Raw genomic sequence first — 15,656 nt, 5'->3', positions numbered from 1 at the left:
TCCTTTTTATAGGATTTATGCAGCCAATAAACCTTGAATCTTTTTCATCGCATTTTTTTCTAACTGACGAACGCGTTCTGCTGAAACAGAATACTTGTCAGCAAGCTCTTGCAATGTTGTTTTGTTGTTGTCGTCCAACCAACGGCTATGCAAAATGTCTTGGCTACGCTCATCTAAAGTTTTAATTGCTGATAGTAAACGTTGGTTTGAACGTTTTTCCCACTGCTCGTTCGCAATGTTTTCAGCCATATCAGAGTTATTCGCTTCTAAGTATAATGAAGGTGAATACGCCGCAGTATCAGAATCATCATCATCTACGCCCATGTCAAACGCCATGTCGTAGTTGCTCATGCGAGATTCCATCTCAAGCACTTCTTTTTTAGAAACACCCAATGTTTCAGCAACCGTAGCTACTTCATCATTGTTAAACCAGCCTAAACGTTTTTTAGACTTACGTAGATTAAAGAATAATTTACGCTGAGCTTTGGTTGTCGCAACTTTAACGATGCGCCAGTTTTTTAATACAAATTCATGAATTTCCGCTTTTATCCAATGCACTGCAAAAGAAACCAAACGAACACCAACTTCAGGATTAAAACGTTTTACTGCCTTCATTAGACCAATGTTACCTTCCTGAATTAAATCAGCTTGAGGTAAACCATAGCCTGAGTAGCTACGGGCAATATGAACAACAAATCGAAGATGCGAAAAGATTAATTGGCGTGCTGATTCTAAATCACCGCCTTCATACAACTTGTACGCTAGCTCACGTTCTTCATCTGCAGATAACATATCAATGCCAGAAACATAAGACACGTACGACTCGATACTACCAGTTTGAGGCGTTGGGGCTAATGCCATTGATTTATCAACTTGACTCATTATGAAGCTCCTTTAGAAACCTGAATTGGTTAACTGAGATTGATATTAGCACTCTCAATTATAGAGTGCTAATTTTATTTTCACTATTTATAGAACAAAAAGATCTATAGGTATGAACGACATTTATAAAAAAGAAATATAGATATAAAACAATGCGATAGATCTACAAAATGATCGGGGGAATGTAGGATTGTCATCAATATTTAATAAAAATGTATAAAAAAAGACGGATAAATCCGCCTTCTTGAATACGCTCTATTTACTAAATACGTATGATTTTAACTTTTAGATTAGTCTAATGAAGGTTCAATTTCTCGTATGTGGCGATGCACTGACCAGTAAGCTCCAGAGAAGCCTAAACCAGAGGCTAATAGCATTAAAGTAACAAACTCTGAAAAGGTTAAGCCTTGGATCTCAAAGTCTGACATATATAAACCAGATATATCCACCAGCGCAGATTGCATCCACCAGACCACAAAAGCTAGAACGATAAATGCCACTAACCCGCCCATAAGACCATACCAAATCCCAGTATATACAAATGGTCTTTGGATAAAGGACTCTGTGGCGCCAACCAATTTCATCACTTCTATTTCTTCACGCCTAGAAATAATAGACAACCTAATAGTATTACCAATAATCAAAACAACAGATACCAGGAGCAATATAGCGACGGTGATAACAGACTCTTCGAGCATAGAAACAATGGCGTTTAATCGTGCTAACCAATCTATGTCTAATTTACCGAAGTCTACTTCTCGCTCTTTTTGTAACTTATATAGCAGTAGTTTTGCTGGTTCCGCTTGGCGATATTGGGGTTGTGGCGTCACAATGAGGGAAGCCGGTAATGGATTGTTTTGTAGGTAATCTAACGCCTGTCCAAAACCAGACAGCTTTTTAAACTCCACTAACGCATCGTCTTTACTTATATAGCGTAACGATTCAATTTCGTCATAGGCGCTAATTCGTCGAATGGCGCTTGATATTTGTTGCTCGGAAAGGTCTTCATTTAAAAACAAGCTTATTTCAGAAGCGCTATCCCATTGAACATTTATAGATTGTACATTTTTAACAATAATATGAAGTGTTGCAGGTAGAGTTAATGACAAACCCATTACCAAAATAGTCATGACCGACGCAATTGGCGTGCGCCAAATCTCACCTAAACTGGTTACTATTTGTCGCGCATTGTTAATCCAAAAAAATAGAAACCGCTGGAATGGACTTATTTTTTGTTTTGACGCACCTGATTGTTCAGAATTAAATAATATGCTCATAACGACAACCCTTAAAAGCCCATATCCGTTGATGTGTTAGACAAACCATCGCTGATCATTTGCCCGCCTTTAAGTGTCAGCGTTCGGTTTCTCATTCTGGCAATCAAACCAAGGTCATGCGTTGCGATTAGCACCGAAACACCTACGTCATTAAACTGTTGGAAGACGTTTATGATTTCTTTAGACAACTCAGGGTCTAAATTACCTGTTGGCTCGTCGGCTAATAATAACGGAGGCTTATTAACAACGGCTCTGGCAATACCAACTCGTTGCTGTTCACCACCTGAAAGTATCTTTGGTAAGTATTTCGCTTTATCTAATAAACCTACTTTATCTAGCGCAGCGTGCACTCGTTTGGCAATTTCACCTTGCGTGTAACCTTCAATAACTAAAGGCAATGCAACATTGTCGAATACGGTGTGTTCTTGTAACAAACGGTGGTTTTGGAAAATCATGCCGATATCTCGGCGAGCGTATGGAACCTTACTAGGTGTAATTAAGTTTAAGTTCTTATCATTGATAAAAACGTTACCTATAGATGGTCGCTCTATCATGCTGATCAGCTTTAATAAGGTACTTTTACCTGCTCCAGAATGACCGGTCAAAAATGCCATTTCTCCTTTCTCAACTTCAAAGGACACTTTTTCAAGTGCTCTAAAGCCTCCAGGATAGGTTTTACTGACTTGCTCAAATCGGATCATTTCGCTTCCCTAAACGTCAGAGCGACATTGCCGCTCTATGATTCTTGTAATTATATTTTTGTAACGATTAACCTAAGCCTTGTTGCTTAAAATGTCTAATCAAATAACGCATCAATGAAGGCTTTGTGCTCAAAGGTTCTTAAATCATCAACACCTTCACCAACTCCTATATAACGAATTGGGATATTGTGTTGCGCTGCCACTGAGAAAATCACTCCGCCTTTAGCCGAGCCGTCCAGTTTTGTTAACGTAATACCTGTTAACCCAACCGCTTCATTAAACAGCTTAGTTTGACTCATGGCGTTTTGACCTGTTGTCGCATCAATGGTTAGCATGATTTCATGAGGTACTTTGGCGTTAATCTTTTTCATAACACGAACTATTTTTTCAAGCTCTTGCATTAGGTTGTCTTTGTTTTGCAAACGACCTGCAGTATCCGCAATTAAAACATCAACATTTCGAGCTGTTGCTGCCTGGTAAGCATCAAAAATAACCGACGCACTATCAGCACCCGTGTGCTGTGCAACTACTGGAACATTGTTACGCTCGCCCCAAACTTGAAGTTGCTCAACGGCTGCCGCTCTAAACGTATCACCCGCGGCTAGCATCACTGACTTGCCTTGCTGCTGGAATTGCTTCGCTAATTTACCAATAGTCGTAGTTTTACCAACACCATTTACGCCTACCATTAAAATAACAAATGGGCCGTCTTCATTATGAATGACTAGCGGTTGATCCGCTTTAGCAAGTATTTCAGTCATGTCGCTTTTTAATAGGCCATACAGTGCGTCGGCGTCTTTCAACTGCTTTCTATCTGCATGATCCGTCAGGCTGTCAATTAACTTCATTGTGGTTTCCATACCCACATCAGCCATTAACAACTGTGTTTCAAGCTCTTCGTATAGCTCGTCGTCAATTTGCTTGCCTGCAAACAGAGATAAGAAACCACCACCAATTTGCTGACGTGTTTTAGCTAACCCGCGCTTTAATCTTTCAAACAGACCTAACTTTTCCTGCGGCTGAGGCTGTAGCGTAGTTTCAGTTTCAGTTTCAGTTTCAGTTTCAGTTTCAGTTTCAGTTTCAGTTTCAGTTTCAGTTTCAGTTTCAGTTTCAGTTTCAGTTTCTAAGTCATTAGTCGCTAAAACGATAGTTTCTTCAACAACTAACTCTTCATTCACCAGCTGTTCTGTGTCTGTGTCTGTGTCTGTGTCTGTGTCTGTGTCTGTGTCTGTGTCTGTGTCTGTGTCTGTGTCTGTAGAAGTTGGAGCAACTGCCTGTGCTGAGTCAACAGTTACATCAACTGTTTCTTCTATTAAATTAGTGTCGGCGACATCCGTATTCGCGGAATCCGAAACGGCATCTGAACCGGGAATGTCTACCGCTTCTTCTGCTGCTTCTACTGGTAACTCCTCTACTTTAGGAGCCTCTTTTTTATCTTTACTAAACCAAGAAAAGAAACCTGACTTCTTTGCCATTAAAAAAACCTTTAAATGTGAACGCATGAGCGGGATAATATGCGCAGTATGTTATCGTAAATCCAGACAGATTTTAACTATTCAATTGACGAATAAAGGTGCAACTTTGAAACCATCTTCAAATTTCCCAAGCCGCAACAAAAAGAAACCATCAAAAAGTACAACTAAAGGCGAAATTCGTCTAATTGGCGGTCAATGGCGAGGAAGACGATTAAAAGTTCACGACAAAGAAGGTTTGCGTCCAACAACCGACCGACTTAAAGAGACTTTATTTAACTGGCTCATGACAGATGTACGAAACGCACAAGTATTAGATTGCTTCTCAGGTGCAGGTTCACTTGGATTTGAAGCCGCCTCTCGCGGTGCGTCGCAAGTAATTGCTATTGAAAAAGACAAACAAGCTGCATTGCAACTCAAAGAAAACTGCCAAGCTTTAAACGCAAATACACAGGTCACTGTTATACAAGGTGACTTTTTCCAGAAAATACTGAATATAAATGAGAAATTTGACCTCATTTTTATCGACCCTCCATTTCACAAAAACCTTATTGAACCAACGATTAACGCTCTTATAGAAAGCGAAAAGCTCAAGGTTGATACCATCCTTTACATAGAAAAGGAAAATGACGCTACCTTTTCTCTTGAAAACAGTGAGTTTTCATCACGGTTTGAACTTGTTAAACACAAAGTTGCAGGACAAGTCACAGCACAACTTTTTCGATACCTAGGTTAAGGCTTATTTAAGTTAGCGAGATCAACTGGGCTGCGCGTGAAACCAAAGCGACTGCCTAGTACATGCGTATAAATCTCTGTGGTTTTCAAATCGCTGTGACCTAGTAAGTCTTGTACGGTCCTAATATCTGTTCCCATATGTAAAAGTTGAGTCGCAAATGAATGTCTAAATGTATGGGCAGTAACTCGCTTGGTGATTTGGCTTGCTAACACAGCTTTTCGCAACTGCTTTCTAAATGCAGTTTCATGAATATGATGTCGGCAAACATAACCATCGTAAGGGTGGACACACCGAACTGAAGATGGAAACAAAAACTGCCAATGAAAGTCTTTTAATGCACTCCCGTATTTTTTCTTAAGCCCCGGACCAACTGAACTAAAACCTTCACCGTCCTCTAAGTCCTTAAAGTGCACACATCTTGCTGCTTCAATTTGGTTTCTTAAGCTAGGAATTAACGATTCAGGTAAAATTGTGTAACGATCTTTTTTACCCTTGCCTCTAAACACCAAAATCGTTTTGTTATCAAAGTTCAAGTCCTGAACTCTTAACTTTAAAGCCTCGTTTATTCGTAAACCTGATCCATATAACAAAGAAGCGATTAATTGATATTTGCCTGTCATATTAGAAATAATGGTTGATGCTTCAACAGCGTCAAGCACAGTGGGCATTCTTACTTCTCGTTTAGTGAAGCTATAACTGAGGCCTTCAATCTCCTTATCTAGAATATGTCGAAACATAAAAATCAACGCGCACAAGGCTTGATTTTGGGTTGCAGCACTCACTTTTCGGCTATTGGCTAAGTGACTCAAAAACTCTTCTATTTCCGTATTACCCGTTTCATCTGGATGACGATAATTACAAAATCGAATGTAATCTCGAATCCAAGCTAAATAAACTTTTTCCGTTTGAATGCTGTAGTGACGAGCACGAAGCTGCTTTCGAATAGTTTCAATAAACTGTGAACGTGCCATACGCCCTCCACTGGTTTTCTAAACAGTAGTTTTAGACGAAAATAAATATAATATCCACTTTATAAAACCCATTCCGAGAAAACTGTACTACACCTTAACCCTCCGTATCTGACACGCTGTTTTATAAAACAATAAGTTACCAACACTCCGATAAAACAAACCGAGAAAAACCTGAACCCCATAAATTCAATATACTTCTCTATATCCAGAACTTATGAGCCTAGTAATGTGATAAATAATCATATAAAGTTTTGTTTATATTAAATTAAAAAGCGTTAGCAACTCGTGCCTTGTGTCAGTGCAAATGCGGAGTTCTGCATAATACGCTGTTATACGTTTCAGGAGTATGAGTTTGGTATCTGATAATGGGGCTCTCTCATATATAAAAGAGAGGTATAACGAAGAAATTTTAAGGTTTGAGTCTATAGAAAATAAGTGCACTCGCTTTTTAACTATTATCACCATAATTATTGCTAGCTTTGGGGCAATCCTTGGTTATCAAAACTCTCAACTTTTTAATCCAAAAAATCCTATTGAATACATTACATTGTCTGCAGGCTTATTAGCTATTTTCTCACTAGCTTGTGCTTTTGGGCACTTATTACTTAGCCTTAAAATAAATTCAAGTATAGTAGTTCCAAGAGGTACTCAAACATCTGAGTGGTTAAAAAACCAAGAAAGTGAACCTGCACAATCATATATATATGATTGTTATTCTAATGCGGTTGTTAAGCAGTCAGACTTTAATAGTGATAAATTAAAGCCTCTTAAGTTAGCATATGAAGAACTGGTTATTGCCGCATGGTTAATTAGTGTTTTTGCAATTTTAAAAGTTATAACGGAGATGATGAAATGTTAGTAAATAAAGAAAACGAAGAACGTCCACCTATTGAAGAAAGACAAGAGAAAAAAGATCCAACGCCAATAAAAACAAAGTAGTAAAAACGTATAACAAGTCGTTTAAAAGGACAAAAAACAGTTGGCTTTTACTCCTTCGTCGCTTATTTTAGCCAACAATTTTTTGCCTCTTAACGAGGCGTTAACTTCACATAAAATTCTGCAATATAATTAATCTGTCGCAATATAATTAATCTGTCGCAATATATTAGTGTCATTAATGTAAAGTCCCCTTTTCTCTTTATTCTGAATTTTTGAGTCTGCTTTCAAAAACTATTGGCCAGTATCACGAAACGCCAAGCCTAGCCGCTTGGCTATTGAAAGTTCAAATCAATAAGAACGTTCAGCAAGGCTTGAATTAGTTTCAACATCGGTCGCTTAAGGTTGCTAAGGATTTTGGAGGTTTTTTCTTTTAGTACTCACTATCGCCGCGCTCATGGCTTGGCTTCTCAACTATTTGAGTAGTAGGCCTTAGTTTTTCTGAGTAATTAGCGAGTTGATTTAGAAAGGAATTTAGGTAAAGTGGTTTTCTATTAATTTCAACGTTGGCTAGTGATAGTTAACAAGTGGTTCAAGAGGGTCTCGTCAAAGCTTGCACGAGCCTTCGGCAAACAGTCTAGCAAGCTAAAACTCGCCTCTTAACCAGGCGTTAGGCTACTTTCATAAACGGAGTTCAAATGTCAGAGTATTTTGCCAAAATCAATTGGGTTAGAGATAGTAATGAAAGTTATATTGATAATAAATATAGCCGAGGACATGAATGGATTTTTGATGGAGGTATAACCGTTCAAGCTTCTTCTTCACCTCACGTAGTTCCTTTACCTTATTCCGTTGAAGAAAATGTAGACCCAGAAGAAGCATTTGTTGCTTCTCTTTCTAGTTGCCACATGTTGTTCTTTTTATCAATAGCAGCAAAAAGAAGATATGTTGTAGATTCATATGTAGACGACGCTGTAGGTATTATGGAGAAAGATAGCGACGGTAAAATTTCAATGACTAAAGTTACACTCAGACCACATGTTCAGTTTTCGGGTGATAAAAAACCATCGATGGAGCAACTTGAAAAAATGCACCATCAATCACATGAACAATGCTTCATTGCTAATTCAGTGAAAACAGATATTGTTACAGAAATCGTAGCCTAACAAGCTGTTTAACAAGGACAAAATACAGTTGGCTTTTGCTCCTTCGTCGCTTATTCTAGCCAACAATATTTTGCCCGTTAACAGGGCGTTAACTTCACGTAAAATTCTGCAATATAATTAATCTGTCGCAATATATTGGTGTCATTAGATTAAAGTCTCCTTTTCTCTTTATTCTGAATTTTTGAGTCTGCTTTAAAAAGTTATTTGCCGGAATCACGAAACGCCAAGCCTAGCCGCTTGGCTATTGAAAGTTCAAACAAATAAGTACGTTCAGTAAGGCTTGAATTAGTTTCAACAAATAATGTTTGATATTGCTAACGGTTTTGGAGCTTTTTTCTTTTAGTACTTACCATCGCCGCGCTCATGGCTTGGCTTCTCAACTATTCGAGTAGTAGGCCTTCGGTTTTCGGAGTAAATAGACGTTTGATTTAGAAAGGTATTTAGGTAAAGTAGTTTTCTGAATATTAAACGTTGGCTAGTGATAGTTAACAAGTGGTTCACGAGGGTCTCGTAAAAGCTTGCTCGAGCCTTCGGCAAACATTTTAGCAAGCTAAAACTCGCCTCTTAACCAGGCGTTATAACTCAGAATAGGTTTTTGACATTTCGGTAAAAATTTTCATGTGAGCCCAAAGCTATCAATTCTAAAACAATAGAGCCATCTTCATAGCTATACCCTAGTAAAGTAAGCTGCTTAACCATTTTAAATTTATATACTCTCATAAAGGATAGGTCGCCTTTTTTCTGCTCCCCTATCTTTGGCTCTTTCATTATTAACTTGATAGCCTTATCAAGCTCTTGCTTCTGGTTTTGGTAGAGCTTTTTTACTGCCTTTTTGAAACTTGGGGTTTGTAAAACTTGTTTAATTTCAGCCAAAGTCATAAGCCTCTAATTTGCCAGCTTCTTTTTCCGCCTTTGCAATTATTACCTGCTTCACAAACTCATAAGGTAAATCTGGATTGTCTTCCATCATTTCACCTATTTTTGCCCAATGTTCAATTTGTTTAGGTGTAGTTCTATTTAATGCTTTCGCCATAATTGCGGCTTTCTCTACTAAATCTTCATCTAATCTTATACTTGATGTTGCCATTACAAATCTCCTCTTACTTTATTAATACAAATGTAGCACTTTGCTACAATGGTGGCAATGAGTTATAACAAGTCAATTAAGTAGGACTAAAATCAATTGGTTTACAACGCAAACACAGCTAAAGTATAACCAATTAATTTTTAGCCTCTTAGCGAGGTGTTAGTTTACCTAGGAAAGTTTAGTGAAACGGATTATTATTTTTTCTACGATTACTGTTAGTATTATTTTGCTTTTAATTAACGCCCCTTTTGAAAGCGACGTTTCACGCAACGCACAAATCGAAAAGGCTCAACCTCAGGCTTTTCAACCTTCTAACTTTAAAACCTCACCGACTAGAAATAAGAATAAAAAGGTTTTAAACACTCCAAGTTTAAGCTCTCACCAACTTTTAGAATCTGCAAAGAGCATTAGGCGCTGCAAAGGTGTACCTAAGACGAGAGATGAACTTACTGTTTGGATTGATAACGCAACTAGTATAGGTGAGCCTTATGAGTTCATCGAAGATGTTTCATCTAGGTTCACCCTTTGTTCAGAGCTAAAAAATGAGGAGCACAATTTTATTAAACTCTTATTACTAGCAATAGAAAAAGGCTCCGATGACGCTTTAGATGAACTTTGGGCTGTTTCTGACATTGAGTACTTTGAAAGTACTGGAGTAGACACTAGCTCTAAACAAGCAGTATTTGAACATCGACTAAAATTCATTAATATGAAATATGCATTCGCTCAAAAACTTGCAATGAATGGTGGTGAAAAATCACAACTTCGTTTAATCAAGGGGTTTCAACACTTTGACCCCGCGACATTGCAACCAAACATTGTAAAGGCTGTTGCTTTTGCTGAATACGCAATGCAAACTACTAATAACAATGAGTTTTACCTGAAAGTTAGTTTCATAAAGAATAGCCTTTTGAATAAAATGTCAGCTTTGCAAATAGAGCAAGCGGAAGACTTAACTCAAAAATTATTAGGAGTTCACAGGTAATCGAAAACTAACAAGTGGTTCAAGAGGGTCTCGTAAAAGCTGGCACGAGCCTTCGGCAAACAGTTTAGCAAGCTAAAACTCGCCTATTAATCAGGCGTTATAGTGCCATGAAGGAACAGTGCCTCTTGAACAAATATATTTCGTTAACTCTACTTTGTATTTCTCTTTTCATAACTTCTGGGGTCAGTAATGCTGAAGGCAAAAGTAAAGATGAGCTTGTTTCTTCACTAATTGAACTATTTCAATCAAATGACAGAGAGGCCATCGCTCAAACTGTTAGATATCCGCTTGCTAGAAAAAAACCTTTACCGCCTATTACAAATCAAAACGAATTCATTGAGCGTTATGATGAAGTTTTTGACTCAAATCTCATTGAAAATATTGTGTCATCAAACCCGGAGACAGAATGGAGAGAAATGGGTTGGCGTGGGATAATGTTTAAGAGCGGTGCGATATGGCTAGATATTGACGGCACTATTTGGGCGGTAACTTATGAGTCAAAAATAGAGAAGGCAAAAAAAGCCGCGATCATCAATGAACAAAAAAGAAGACTGCATACAAGTCTTAGTCAGTTTAAAAAACCGATATTAGAGTGGCAAACAGATAATTACCTCATACGAATCGATAATCTTGGAAAAAACAATTATCGTTATGCATCTTGGCCAATTGATAAAAAGACGACTGAAAAACCAGATCTTGTATTAACGAAAGGAAAAGTCGTTTTTGAAGGTAGTGGCGGGAACCACTACTATCAATTTAAAAATGGTCAGTATATTTATCGTTGCTTCGTAAATGTTATCGGAAACTCTCAATCTACACCTGGAACACTTGAAGTATTTAAAGCAGATGTGCTTTTACTAAAAGAAGGCGTTAAATCTATAAAAATGTAGTATTTGGCACTATAACAAGCAAATTAACCATGACAAATAACAGTTGGTTTTAGTACAAGGAAGTTTTAGTTTGAAAAAGTTTTTATATATTGTGACTACAGTAGTTCTTACTTTGGTTATATCGCTTGCGGGATTTAGCTGGTATAGCGGAACTGGCATTAGGGTTACAGACGGACGTTACTTGGGCTACTCCAAAAGCACCGATGAGTGGCTATTTATCGAATATCAAAACAAACTCGTTAAGCATGATGGACCCTATGTTTTTGTAGACTCGAATAAACCATTAGCTCTAAGAGTTGCAAGTACCGAGCAGTCAATTAACAGCGTTACTAAATTACCTGTTCATGGTGAGCTTTTAGTCACTGTAGACAATAAATCTCAAACTCAATTTAAAGTGCCTTTACGACACTCATATCCTCGCTCCAAGTTGAATTACTCCACAACTGAAAATGTATTGGCTATTTCCGATCTCGAAGGAAACTTCGACGCTACTGTCAATTTACTCGTCGCCAATGGCGTAATAAACGACTCGTTAGATTGGAGTTTTGGTAAAGGGCACCTGGTTTTAATTGGCGACATGGTAGACCGAGGCACGAATGTTGTGCCAACACTCTGGTTGCTATACAAACTTGAAGCTGAGGCGAAGAAAGCCGGGGGCAGGCTCCACTATGTTCTCGGGAATCATGAACGTTACTTGTTGGATGGCAGAACAAAATCGGTAGCCAAAAAGTATTTTGGTACATATCGCGCAACTAGCATGACGCAACGTCAATTGTGGTCTGACGAAACAGTGCTTGGCCGCTGGTTACGGAGTAAACCCGTTGTATTGAAGATAAACGATATTCTATATGTTCATGGTGGTATATCCCCTGAAGTCCTGAGTAAAAAGCCAACGTTAGAATTCATCGACAATTTAGCAAAAGACTCCTTTGTAACAACAGGAACCATTATAAAAAATATTGAAGGGGATATTTTACATAGCTCAAAAGGATTACTGTTTTATCGGGGCTTAGCTAAAGATATGAGTCACTATGGGCTAGGTAAAAAGGCAACTGAAAGCCATGTCGAACGATTATTGAAAGTATATGATGCGAAAAAAATAGCCATTGGACATACTTTGACAAAACACATTGGTTTTGACTTTAATGAAAAAGTTATTCGGGTTGATGTTAACCATGCCGAAGGTGAAAGTGAGGCATTATTAATTGAAAATCACTCTATTTTTAGGGTTGGTTTAAAAGGGCAAAAGCTCCCGCTTATTCAAATAGAAAGTTCAGAGTCATCATAGAAATCAAAAAAGGCGCTAAGCGTACAAAGGAGTAGTAGTCATATGGAACCAAATTATTCAGAGTATTCAATTGCAGAGCTAGAAGATGCTCTAGCAAATATAGATAGAGAAAACTATCCAGCTCGAGTAGAGCAAATAAAAGGGGAATTAGATTCGCGACAACCATTAGAGAAAAGTAGCCCAGAGACACTCGAAGATAATTTTGAACCAAACGAACAATTCTTTAAGTGTCCAACCTGTGAAGAGAAAATAGGTTTTTTCTCTAAAGCTGCCAATAAGTGGGGAAAGAAAAAAGCCTGTCCACACTGCAACTCACCTTTTGAAGCAACAGTTAAACTGAAAGTATTCGCTATTGCACTCATACCAGCGTTCATTATTCATTTACTTGTCTTGCGCCCACTAGTAGTTTCTTTGGGTTTACATGGCGCAATAAGCACCGGTATTTTATGTGGCATTCTTACAATTCTTGCTATGCGCTACAAGAAAGTCCGGAGTGTTAATGTCACTTAACAAAACAACTAAGCTCACTCACTGTGTTCGTTGAGACAGTTACCCTAAATCTTTTTTTATATTTTTAGGCTATTTATTTACATTGATCGCATTTTTCTTAATGTATATATTTGATGATTAGGCACTTAAAAATTACCACTCACCTTGTGTAGTCTGTGCAAGGTTATATGCAAAAAGGAGTTATCATGAGTAAAGTACATAGCTATTATTTAGTTGGATTTGTTCTATTTTCTGCAATTTTAAATACATTTATAGACAGTGAAAGTATTGGCATAAAGTTACTTTGTTCACTTTTGTTGTTCACAACGTTTGTCTTTGCCTCTTTATTTCACTCTTTAAAAGCCAAAATCTCAAAAGAAAAAATATCAAGCATCGAATAATGCTCAGGTAGTAAGCAAGTTACTGCTGATGATTAAACATTATGAGCTAAGGAAAAATGTAAAATGAAAGCCCTTGTACAGCTTCAAATATTGGCTAGATTAAACTGGCAATAATTTTGTCAGTCAATGTTTTAAGAAGCTTCACTTCTTCACTCGTTATATCGGTCACCTGACACATTAATTGCTCAGGAATGGTGCTGGCCTCTTTTTGCATTTGCCAGCCAGCATCCGTTAATTTAACAAATTTAATACGTTTGTCTTTATCTGAAGCGCAAAACTGCAATAACATTTTAGCCTCGAGCTTTTTAAGTATTAACGATAAAGCTCCGCCATCTATATGGGTTTTCTCTTTAATAAACTTTACGTCAACATTATCCTTTTCCCACAAGGCCATTAAAACCACATATTGAGGATAGGTAATGTCTAATTTGTCCAAAAAAGGACGATAAGCGCGAGTGATTGCATTCGAGGCAACGTAGTAGCGATGACATAATTGATTGGAGAGATTTAATTGCTTCATATTTAGTTTGCGTACAAATTAGTTGCGTTGGTCAGGTAATTAATTTAGCATACTTTGCATGCAAATTAAATTCATTAAGGAAGCCTACATGTTTGAACAATACACCCACGTACTGTTTGTCGTTTTATCGCTAATCGCCATGGTACTAATACAACAGTTAATCGCGACTGTTGCCCATAGAAAACAAAGTGAATACATTCCGGGTGTTGTAAGCGCCGAGTTAGATCATTTCTCTTTTGTTTTTAGAAGTAATCGTACATTTTTAAATTCACTGGAAAACGTGCCTGTTTTCATACTCAGCGTAATTATTGCAATTATGGTGGGCGTAACGCCACAGCACTTACTTAATGTGACTATTGTCTTTTTTATCGCGCGTTTGGTTCATATGGTGTTGTTTTATGCTATCGCCACCAATAAAAACCCAAGTCCACGTAGTTACTTCTATATGATTGGCTTGTTTGCACAGTTGTACCTAATCGGCTTGGTATACACTTACTTCTAAGATAAAGTAGCTTTATATTTAGGAGAGAGTATATAAGCCAACAAGGAAATGCCTTCACTGGTAATCCACGCGGTTCCTGAAAGAACCGCCGTTCTCAGCTTTTTAGCGTTTATAACTGTTGGTATGTCAGGGCTTTATTTTAACTTATTGATTGGCTTATAGAATTGGCTTAATGTAAAGTGGTTTTAAAGTACAAAACTTAAGGAATGATCTTGTGCACTTTAAACTACCTATTATTTTAATCGGTTTATTGCTTTTAAACGGCTGTATGACCTTAGCGCCAAGTAAAAAATCCCTTTTAGCAAACCAAACCCCCATCGCTTCTAGCAACTATGCTGAAACTCTTAATAATATTCGAAAGCTAAATTCTGATGTAAATGTAGATATCGTTGAGATAGAGCAACCTGATAACTATACATCCATTGGAATTCATATAGCACAACAAAATAAAAACAAAGAGTTACATGTAATCAAAAGCGTTGGACACCTCGACTTATTAACGAGCCGTGATGTCATTGATATTTAATCAAAGTTTGTGTTTGTAAAATGATTTCATTAAGACAATTTAAAGATTCGGATAAGATTAGGTTAATTGAAATTCTCAATGATCCACGAGTATCTGAATATCTATCATCCAAAATTCCGAACCCTTATACCGAGGCTGATGCCGATTGGTGGATAAAAGAAGGCAGTAAATTAAGTTTAATTCGTGCCATTACTATTGCAGATGAACTTGTTGGTTGCATCGGTGTGTCGACAGATGAATTCGAATACTCGCGAAATGGAGAAATTGGCTATTGGCTTTGCTCAGAATATTGGGGCCAAGGTTTTGCTACACAGGCTGTTAATATTGTTACAGAAGAGGTATTTCGAACCACAGAGATAAACAGACTGTACGCAGCCGTTTTCTCAGGTAATACCGGCTCAATGAGAGTTCTGGAAAAATGTAATTATTTACCAGAAGCTATTCTTCAACAAGCAATTTATAAAAATGGTAAATTTTATGACAGTCATATATTTGCTAAATTAAAATTTAAAAAAGGAACCCGTAATGTCTGATTGTATTAAAACATTTTTTAAAGCCTGGCAAATTGAGGATGAAAAACTTCGATTTTCTACAATAAATAGCTCTGTTGTAGAGGCTATTAAATATGATGATCCTCGAACGCCTGAAACAATCAATGGAATCGAATCACTAAATAATTATGTAGGCATGTTCAGTGCACATGCACCAGGATGGTCTGCAAAGGTTATAAAAGCCGACTCGATTGCTGGCGTAACTCGCGTCACTGTTGCATTCAGTGGACTCGGCCCTGAAGGTACTGAACAAACCCAACTTGGTCAGTATTTTGTAGAGCAAGACGGCGATTTGATCTGCCGCATGGTAGGTTTTGTTGGGATTGGTGAGTAAGT

The 15,656-nt window shown here is 37.6% G+C and carries 20 protein-coding genes; 12 read left to right on the top strand and 8 right to left on the bottom strand.

Annotated features, from left to right (window positions below; all coding sequences use genetic code 11):
- Positions 1 to 15 precede the first annotated feature (15 nt).
- The 4 genes from rpoH to ftsY form a co-directional block, all read right to left on the bottom strand.
- On the bottom strand, positions 16 to 882 hold the full coding sequence (gene rpoH / locus ABD009_RS10345) for an RNA polymerase sigma factor RpoH (RefSeq protein ID WP_155696388.1): 867 nt from the start codon (positions 880 to 882) through the stop codon (positions 16 to 18).
- Positions 883 to 1,172: 290 nt separating this feature from the next.
- Positions 1,173 to 2,159, bottom strand: a complete 987-nt coding sequence (gene ftsX / locus ABD009_RS10340) for a permease-like cell division protein FtsX (protein WP_343825154.1) — start codon at positions 2,157 to 2,159, stop codon at positions 1,173 to 1,175.
- Positions 2,160 to 2,170: 11 nt separating this feature from the next.
- On the bottom strand, positions 2,171 to 2,860 hold the full coding sequence (gene ftsE / locus ABD009_RS10335; protein ID WP_155696389.1) for a cell division ATP-binding protein FtsE: 690 nt from the start codon (positions 2,858 to 2,860) through the stop codon (positions 2,171 to 2,173).
- Between the two features lie 95 nt (positions 2,861 to 2,955).
- Positions 2,956 to 4,335, bottom strand: coding sequence for a signal recognition particle-docking protein FtsY (gene ftsY, locus ABD009_RS10330; RefSeq protein ID WP_343825151.1), 1,380 nt, complete (start codon positions 4,333 to 4,335; stop codon positions 2,956 to 2,958).
- 106 nt (positions 4,336 to 4,441) lie between these two features.
- On the opposite strand from ftsY, the gene rsmD reads away from it, so the two are divergent.
- Positions 4,442 to 5,068: a 16S rRNA (guanine(966)-N(2))-methyltransferase RsmD gene (gene rsmD / locus ABD009_RS10325; RefSeq protein WP_343825149.1), complete on the top strand. Its 627-nt coding sequence runs from the start codon at positions 4,442 to 4,444 to the stop codon at positions 5,066 to 5,068.
- Here the strand turns inward: rsmD and ABD009_RS10320 are convergent.
- Positions 5,065 to 6,039, bottom strand: coding sequence for an integron integrase (locus ABD009_RS10320; protein ID WP_155696391.1), 975 nt, complete (start codon positions 6,037 to 6,039; stop codon positions 5,065 to 5,067). The two genes, rsmD and ABD009_RS10320, sit on opposite strands and share 4 nt — an antisense overlap.
- 352 nt (positions 6,040 to 6,391) lie before the next feature.
- On the opposite strand from ABD009_RS10320, the gene ABD009_RS10315 reads away from it, so the two are divergent.
- Together ABD009_RS10315 and ABD009_RS10310 are read left to right on the top strand one after the other, a co-directional pair.
- Entirely contained in the window at positions 6,392 to 6,898 is a 507-nt protein-coding gene (locus ABD009_RS10315; RefSeq protein WP_343825146.1) for a hypothetical protein, read from the top strand.
- A gap of 715 nt (positions 6,899 to 7,613) precedes the next feature.
- On the top strand, positions 7,614 to 8,081 hold the full coding sequence (locus ABD009_RS10310) for an OsmC family protein (RefSeq protein ID WP_343825144.1): 468 nt from the start codon (positions 7,614 to 7,616) through the stop codon (positions 8,079 to 8,081).
- A 582-nt stretch (positions 8,082 to 8,663) separates the two neighbouring features.
- On the opposite strand, the gene ABD009_RS10305 is transcribed toward ABD009_RS10310, so the two are convergent.
- Both ABD009_RS10305 and ABD009_RS10300 read right to left on the bottom strand, forming a co-directional pair.
- Positions 8,664 to 8,960 (bottom strand): type II toxin-antitoxin system RelE/ParE family toxin, encoded by a 297-nt coding sequence (locus ABD009_RS10305; protein ID WP_425543072.1) that lies wholly within the window; start codon positions 8,958 to 8,960, stop codon positions 8,664 to 8,666.
- On the bottom strand, positions 8,947 to 9,168 hold the full coding sequence (locus ABD009_RS10300; RefSeq protein ID WP_343825142.1) for a TA system antitoxin ParD family protein: 222 nt from the start codon (positions 9,166 to 9,168) through the stop codon (positions 8,947 to 8,949). Before ABD009_RS10300 ends, ABD009_RS10305 begins: the two co-directional genes overlap by 14 nt.
- 181 nt (positions 9,169 to 9,349) lie before the next feature.
- On the opposite strand from ABD009_RS10300, the gene ABD009_RS10295 reads away from it, so the two are divergent.
- The 5 genes from ABD009_RS10295 (at position 9,350) to ABD009_RS10275 (ending at position 13,221) form a co-directional block, all read left to right on the top strand.
- Positions 9,350 to 10,153 (top strand): hypothetical protein, encoded by an 804-nt coding sequence (locus ABD009_RS10295; RefSeq protein ID WP_343825140.1) that lies wholly within the window; start codon positions 9,350 to 9,352, stop codon positions 10,151 to 10,153.
- Between the two features lie 125 nt (positions 10,154 to 10,278).
- A complete protein-coding gene (locus ABD009_RS10290; RefSeq protein WP_343825138.1) occupies positions 10,279 to 11,043 on the top strand; it encodes a hypothetical protein in 765 nt (254 codons plus the stop codon).
- A gap of 70 nt (positions 11,044 to 11,113) precedes the next feature.
- On the top strand, positions 11,114 to 12,331 hold the full coding sequence (locus ABD009_RS10285) for a metallophosphoesterase (RefSeq protein WP_343825136.1): 1,218 nt from the start codon (positions 11,114 to 11,116) through the stop codon (positions 12,329 to 12,331).
- Positions 12,332 to 12,373: 42 nt separating this feature from the next.
- Complete coding sequence (locus ABD009_RS10280; RefSeq protein ID WP_343825135.1) at positions 12,374 to 12,841, top strand: hypothetical protein; 468 nt, start codon at positions 12,374 to 12,376, stop codon at positions 12,839 to 12,841.
- Between the two features lie 185 nt (positions 12,842 to 13,026).
- Entirely contained in the window at positions 13,027 to 13,221 is a 195-nt protein-coding gene (locus ABD009_RS10275; RefSeq protein WP_343825134.1) for a hypothetical protein, read from the top strand.
- A gap of 94 nt (positions 13,222 to 13,315) precedes the next feature.
- Here ABD009_RS10275 and ABD009_RS10270 read toward each other — a convergent pair whose 3' ends face one another.
- A complete protein-coding gene (locus ABD009_RS10270; protein WP_343825132.1) occupies positions 13,316 to 13,741 on the bottom strand; it encodes a MarR family winged helix-turn-helix transcriptional regulator in 426 nt (141 codons plus the stop codon).
- Positions 13,742 to 13,829: 88 nt separating this feature from the next.
- On the opposite strand from ABD009_RS10270, the gene ABD009_RS10265 reads away from it, so the two are divergent.
- The 4 genes from ABD009_RS10265 (at position 13,830) to ABD009_RS10250 (ending at position 15,654) form a co-directional block, all read left to right on the top strand.
- Complete coding sequence (locus ABD009_RS10265) at positions 13,830 to 14,243, top strand: MAPEG family protein (protein WP_343825130.1); 414 nt, start codon at positions 13,830 to 13,832, stop codon at positions 14,241 to 14,243.
- A 214-nt stretch (positions 14,244 to 14,457) separates the two neighbouring features.
- Positions 14,458 to 14,769 carry a hypothetical protein gene (locus ABD009_RS10260; RefSeq protein WP_343825128.1) on the top strand — a complete coding sequence of 104 codons (312 nt, stop codon included), beginning with the start codon at positions 14,458 to 14,460 and terminating at the stop codon, positions 14,767 to 14,769.
- Between the two features lie 20 nt (positions 14,770 to 14,789).
- Complete coding sequence (locus ABD009_RS10255) at positions 14,790 to 15,302, top strand: GNAT family N-acetyltransferase (RefSeq protein WP_343825126.1); 513 nt, start codon at positions 14,790 to 14,792, stop codon at positions 15,300 to 15,302.
- Positions 15,295 to 15,654, top strand: a complete 360-nt coding sequence (locus ABD009_RS10250) for a hypothetical protein (protein WP_343825124.1) — start codon at positions 15,295 to 15,297, stop codon at positions 15,652 to 15,654. The genes ABD009_RS10255 and ABD009_RS10250 overlap by 8 nt, the downstream gene beginning before the upstream one ends.
- Positions 15,655 to 15,656: the final 2 nt, after the last annotated feature.

Source organism: Psychrosphaera haliotis (genome assembly GCF_039523615.1).
Classification (GTDB): domain Bacteria; phylum Pseudomonadota; class Gammaproteobacteria; order Enterobacterales; family Alteromonadaceae; genus Psychrosphaera; species Psychrosphaera haliotis.
Note: the sequence above shows the minus strand (reverse complement) of the source record. Positions and strands in the feature narration are given on the sequence as shown.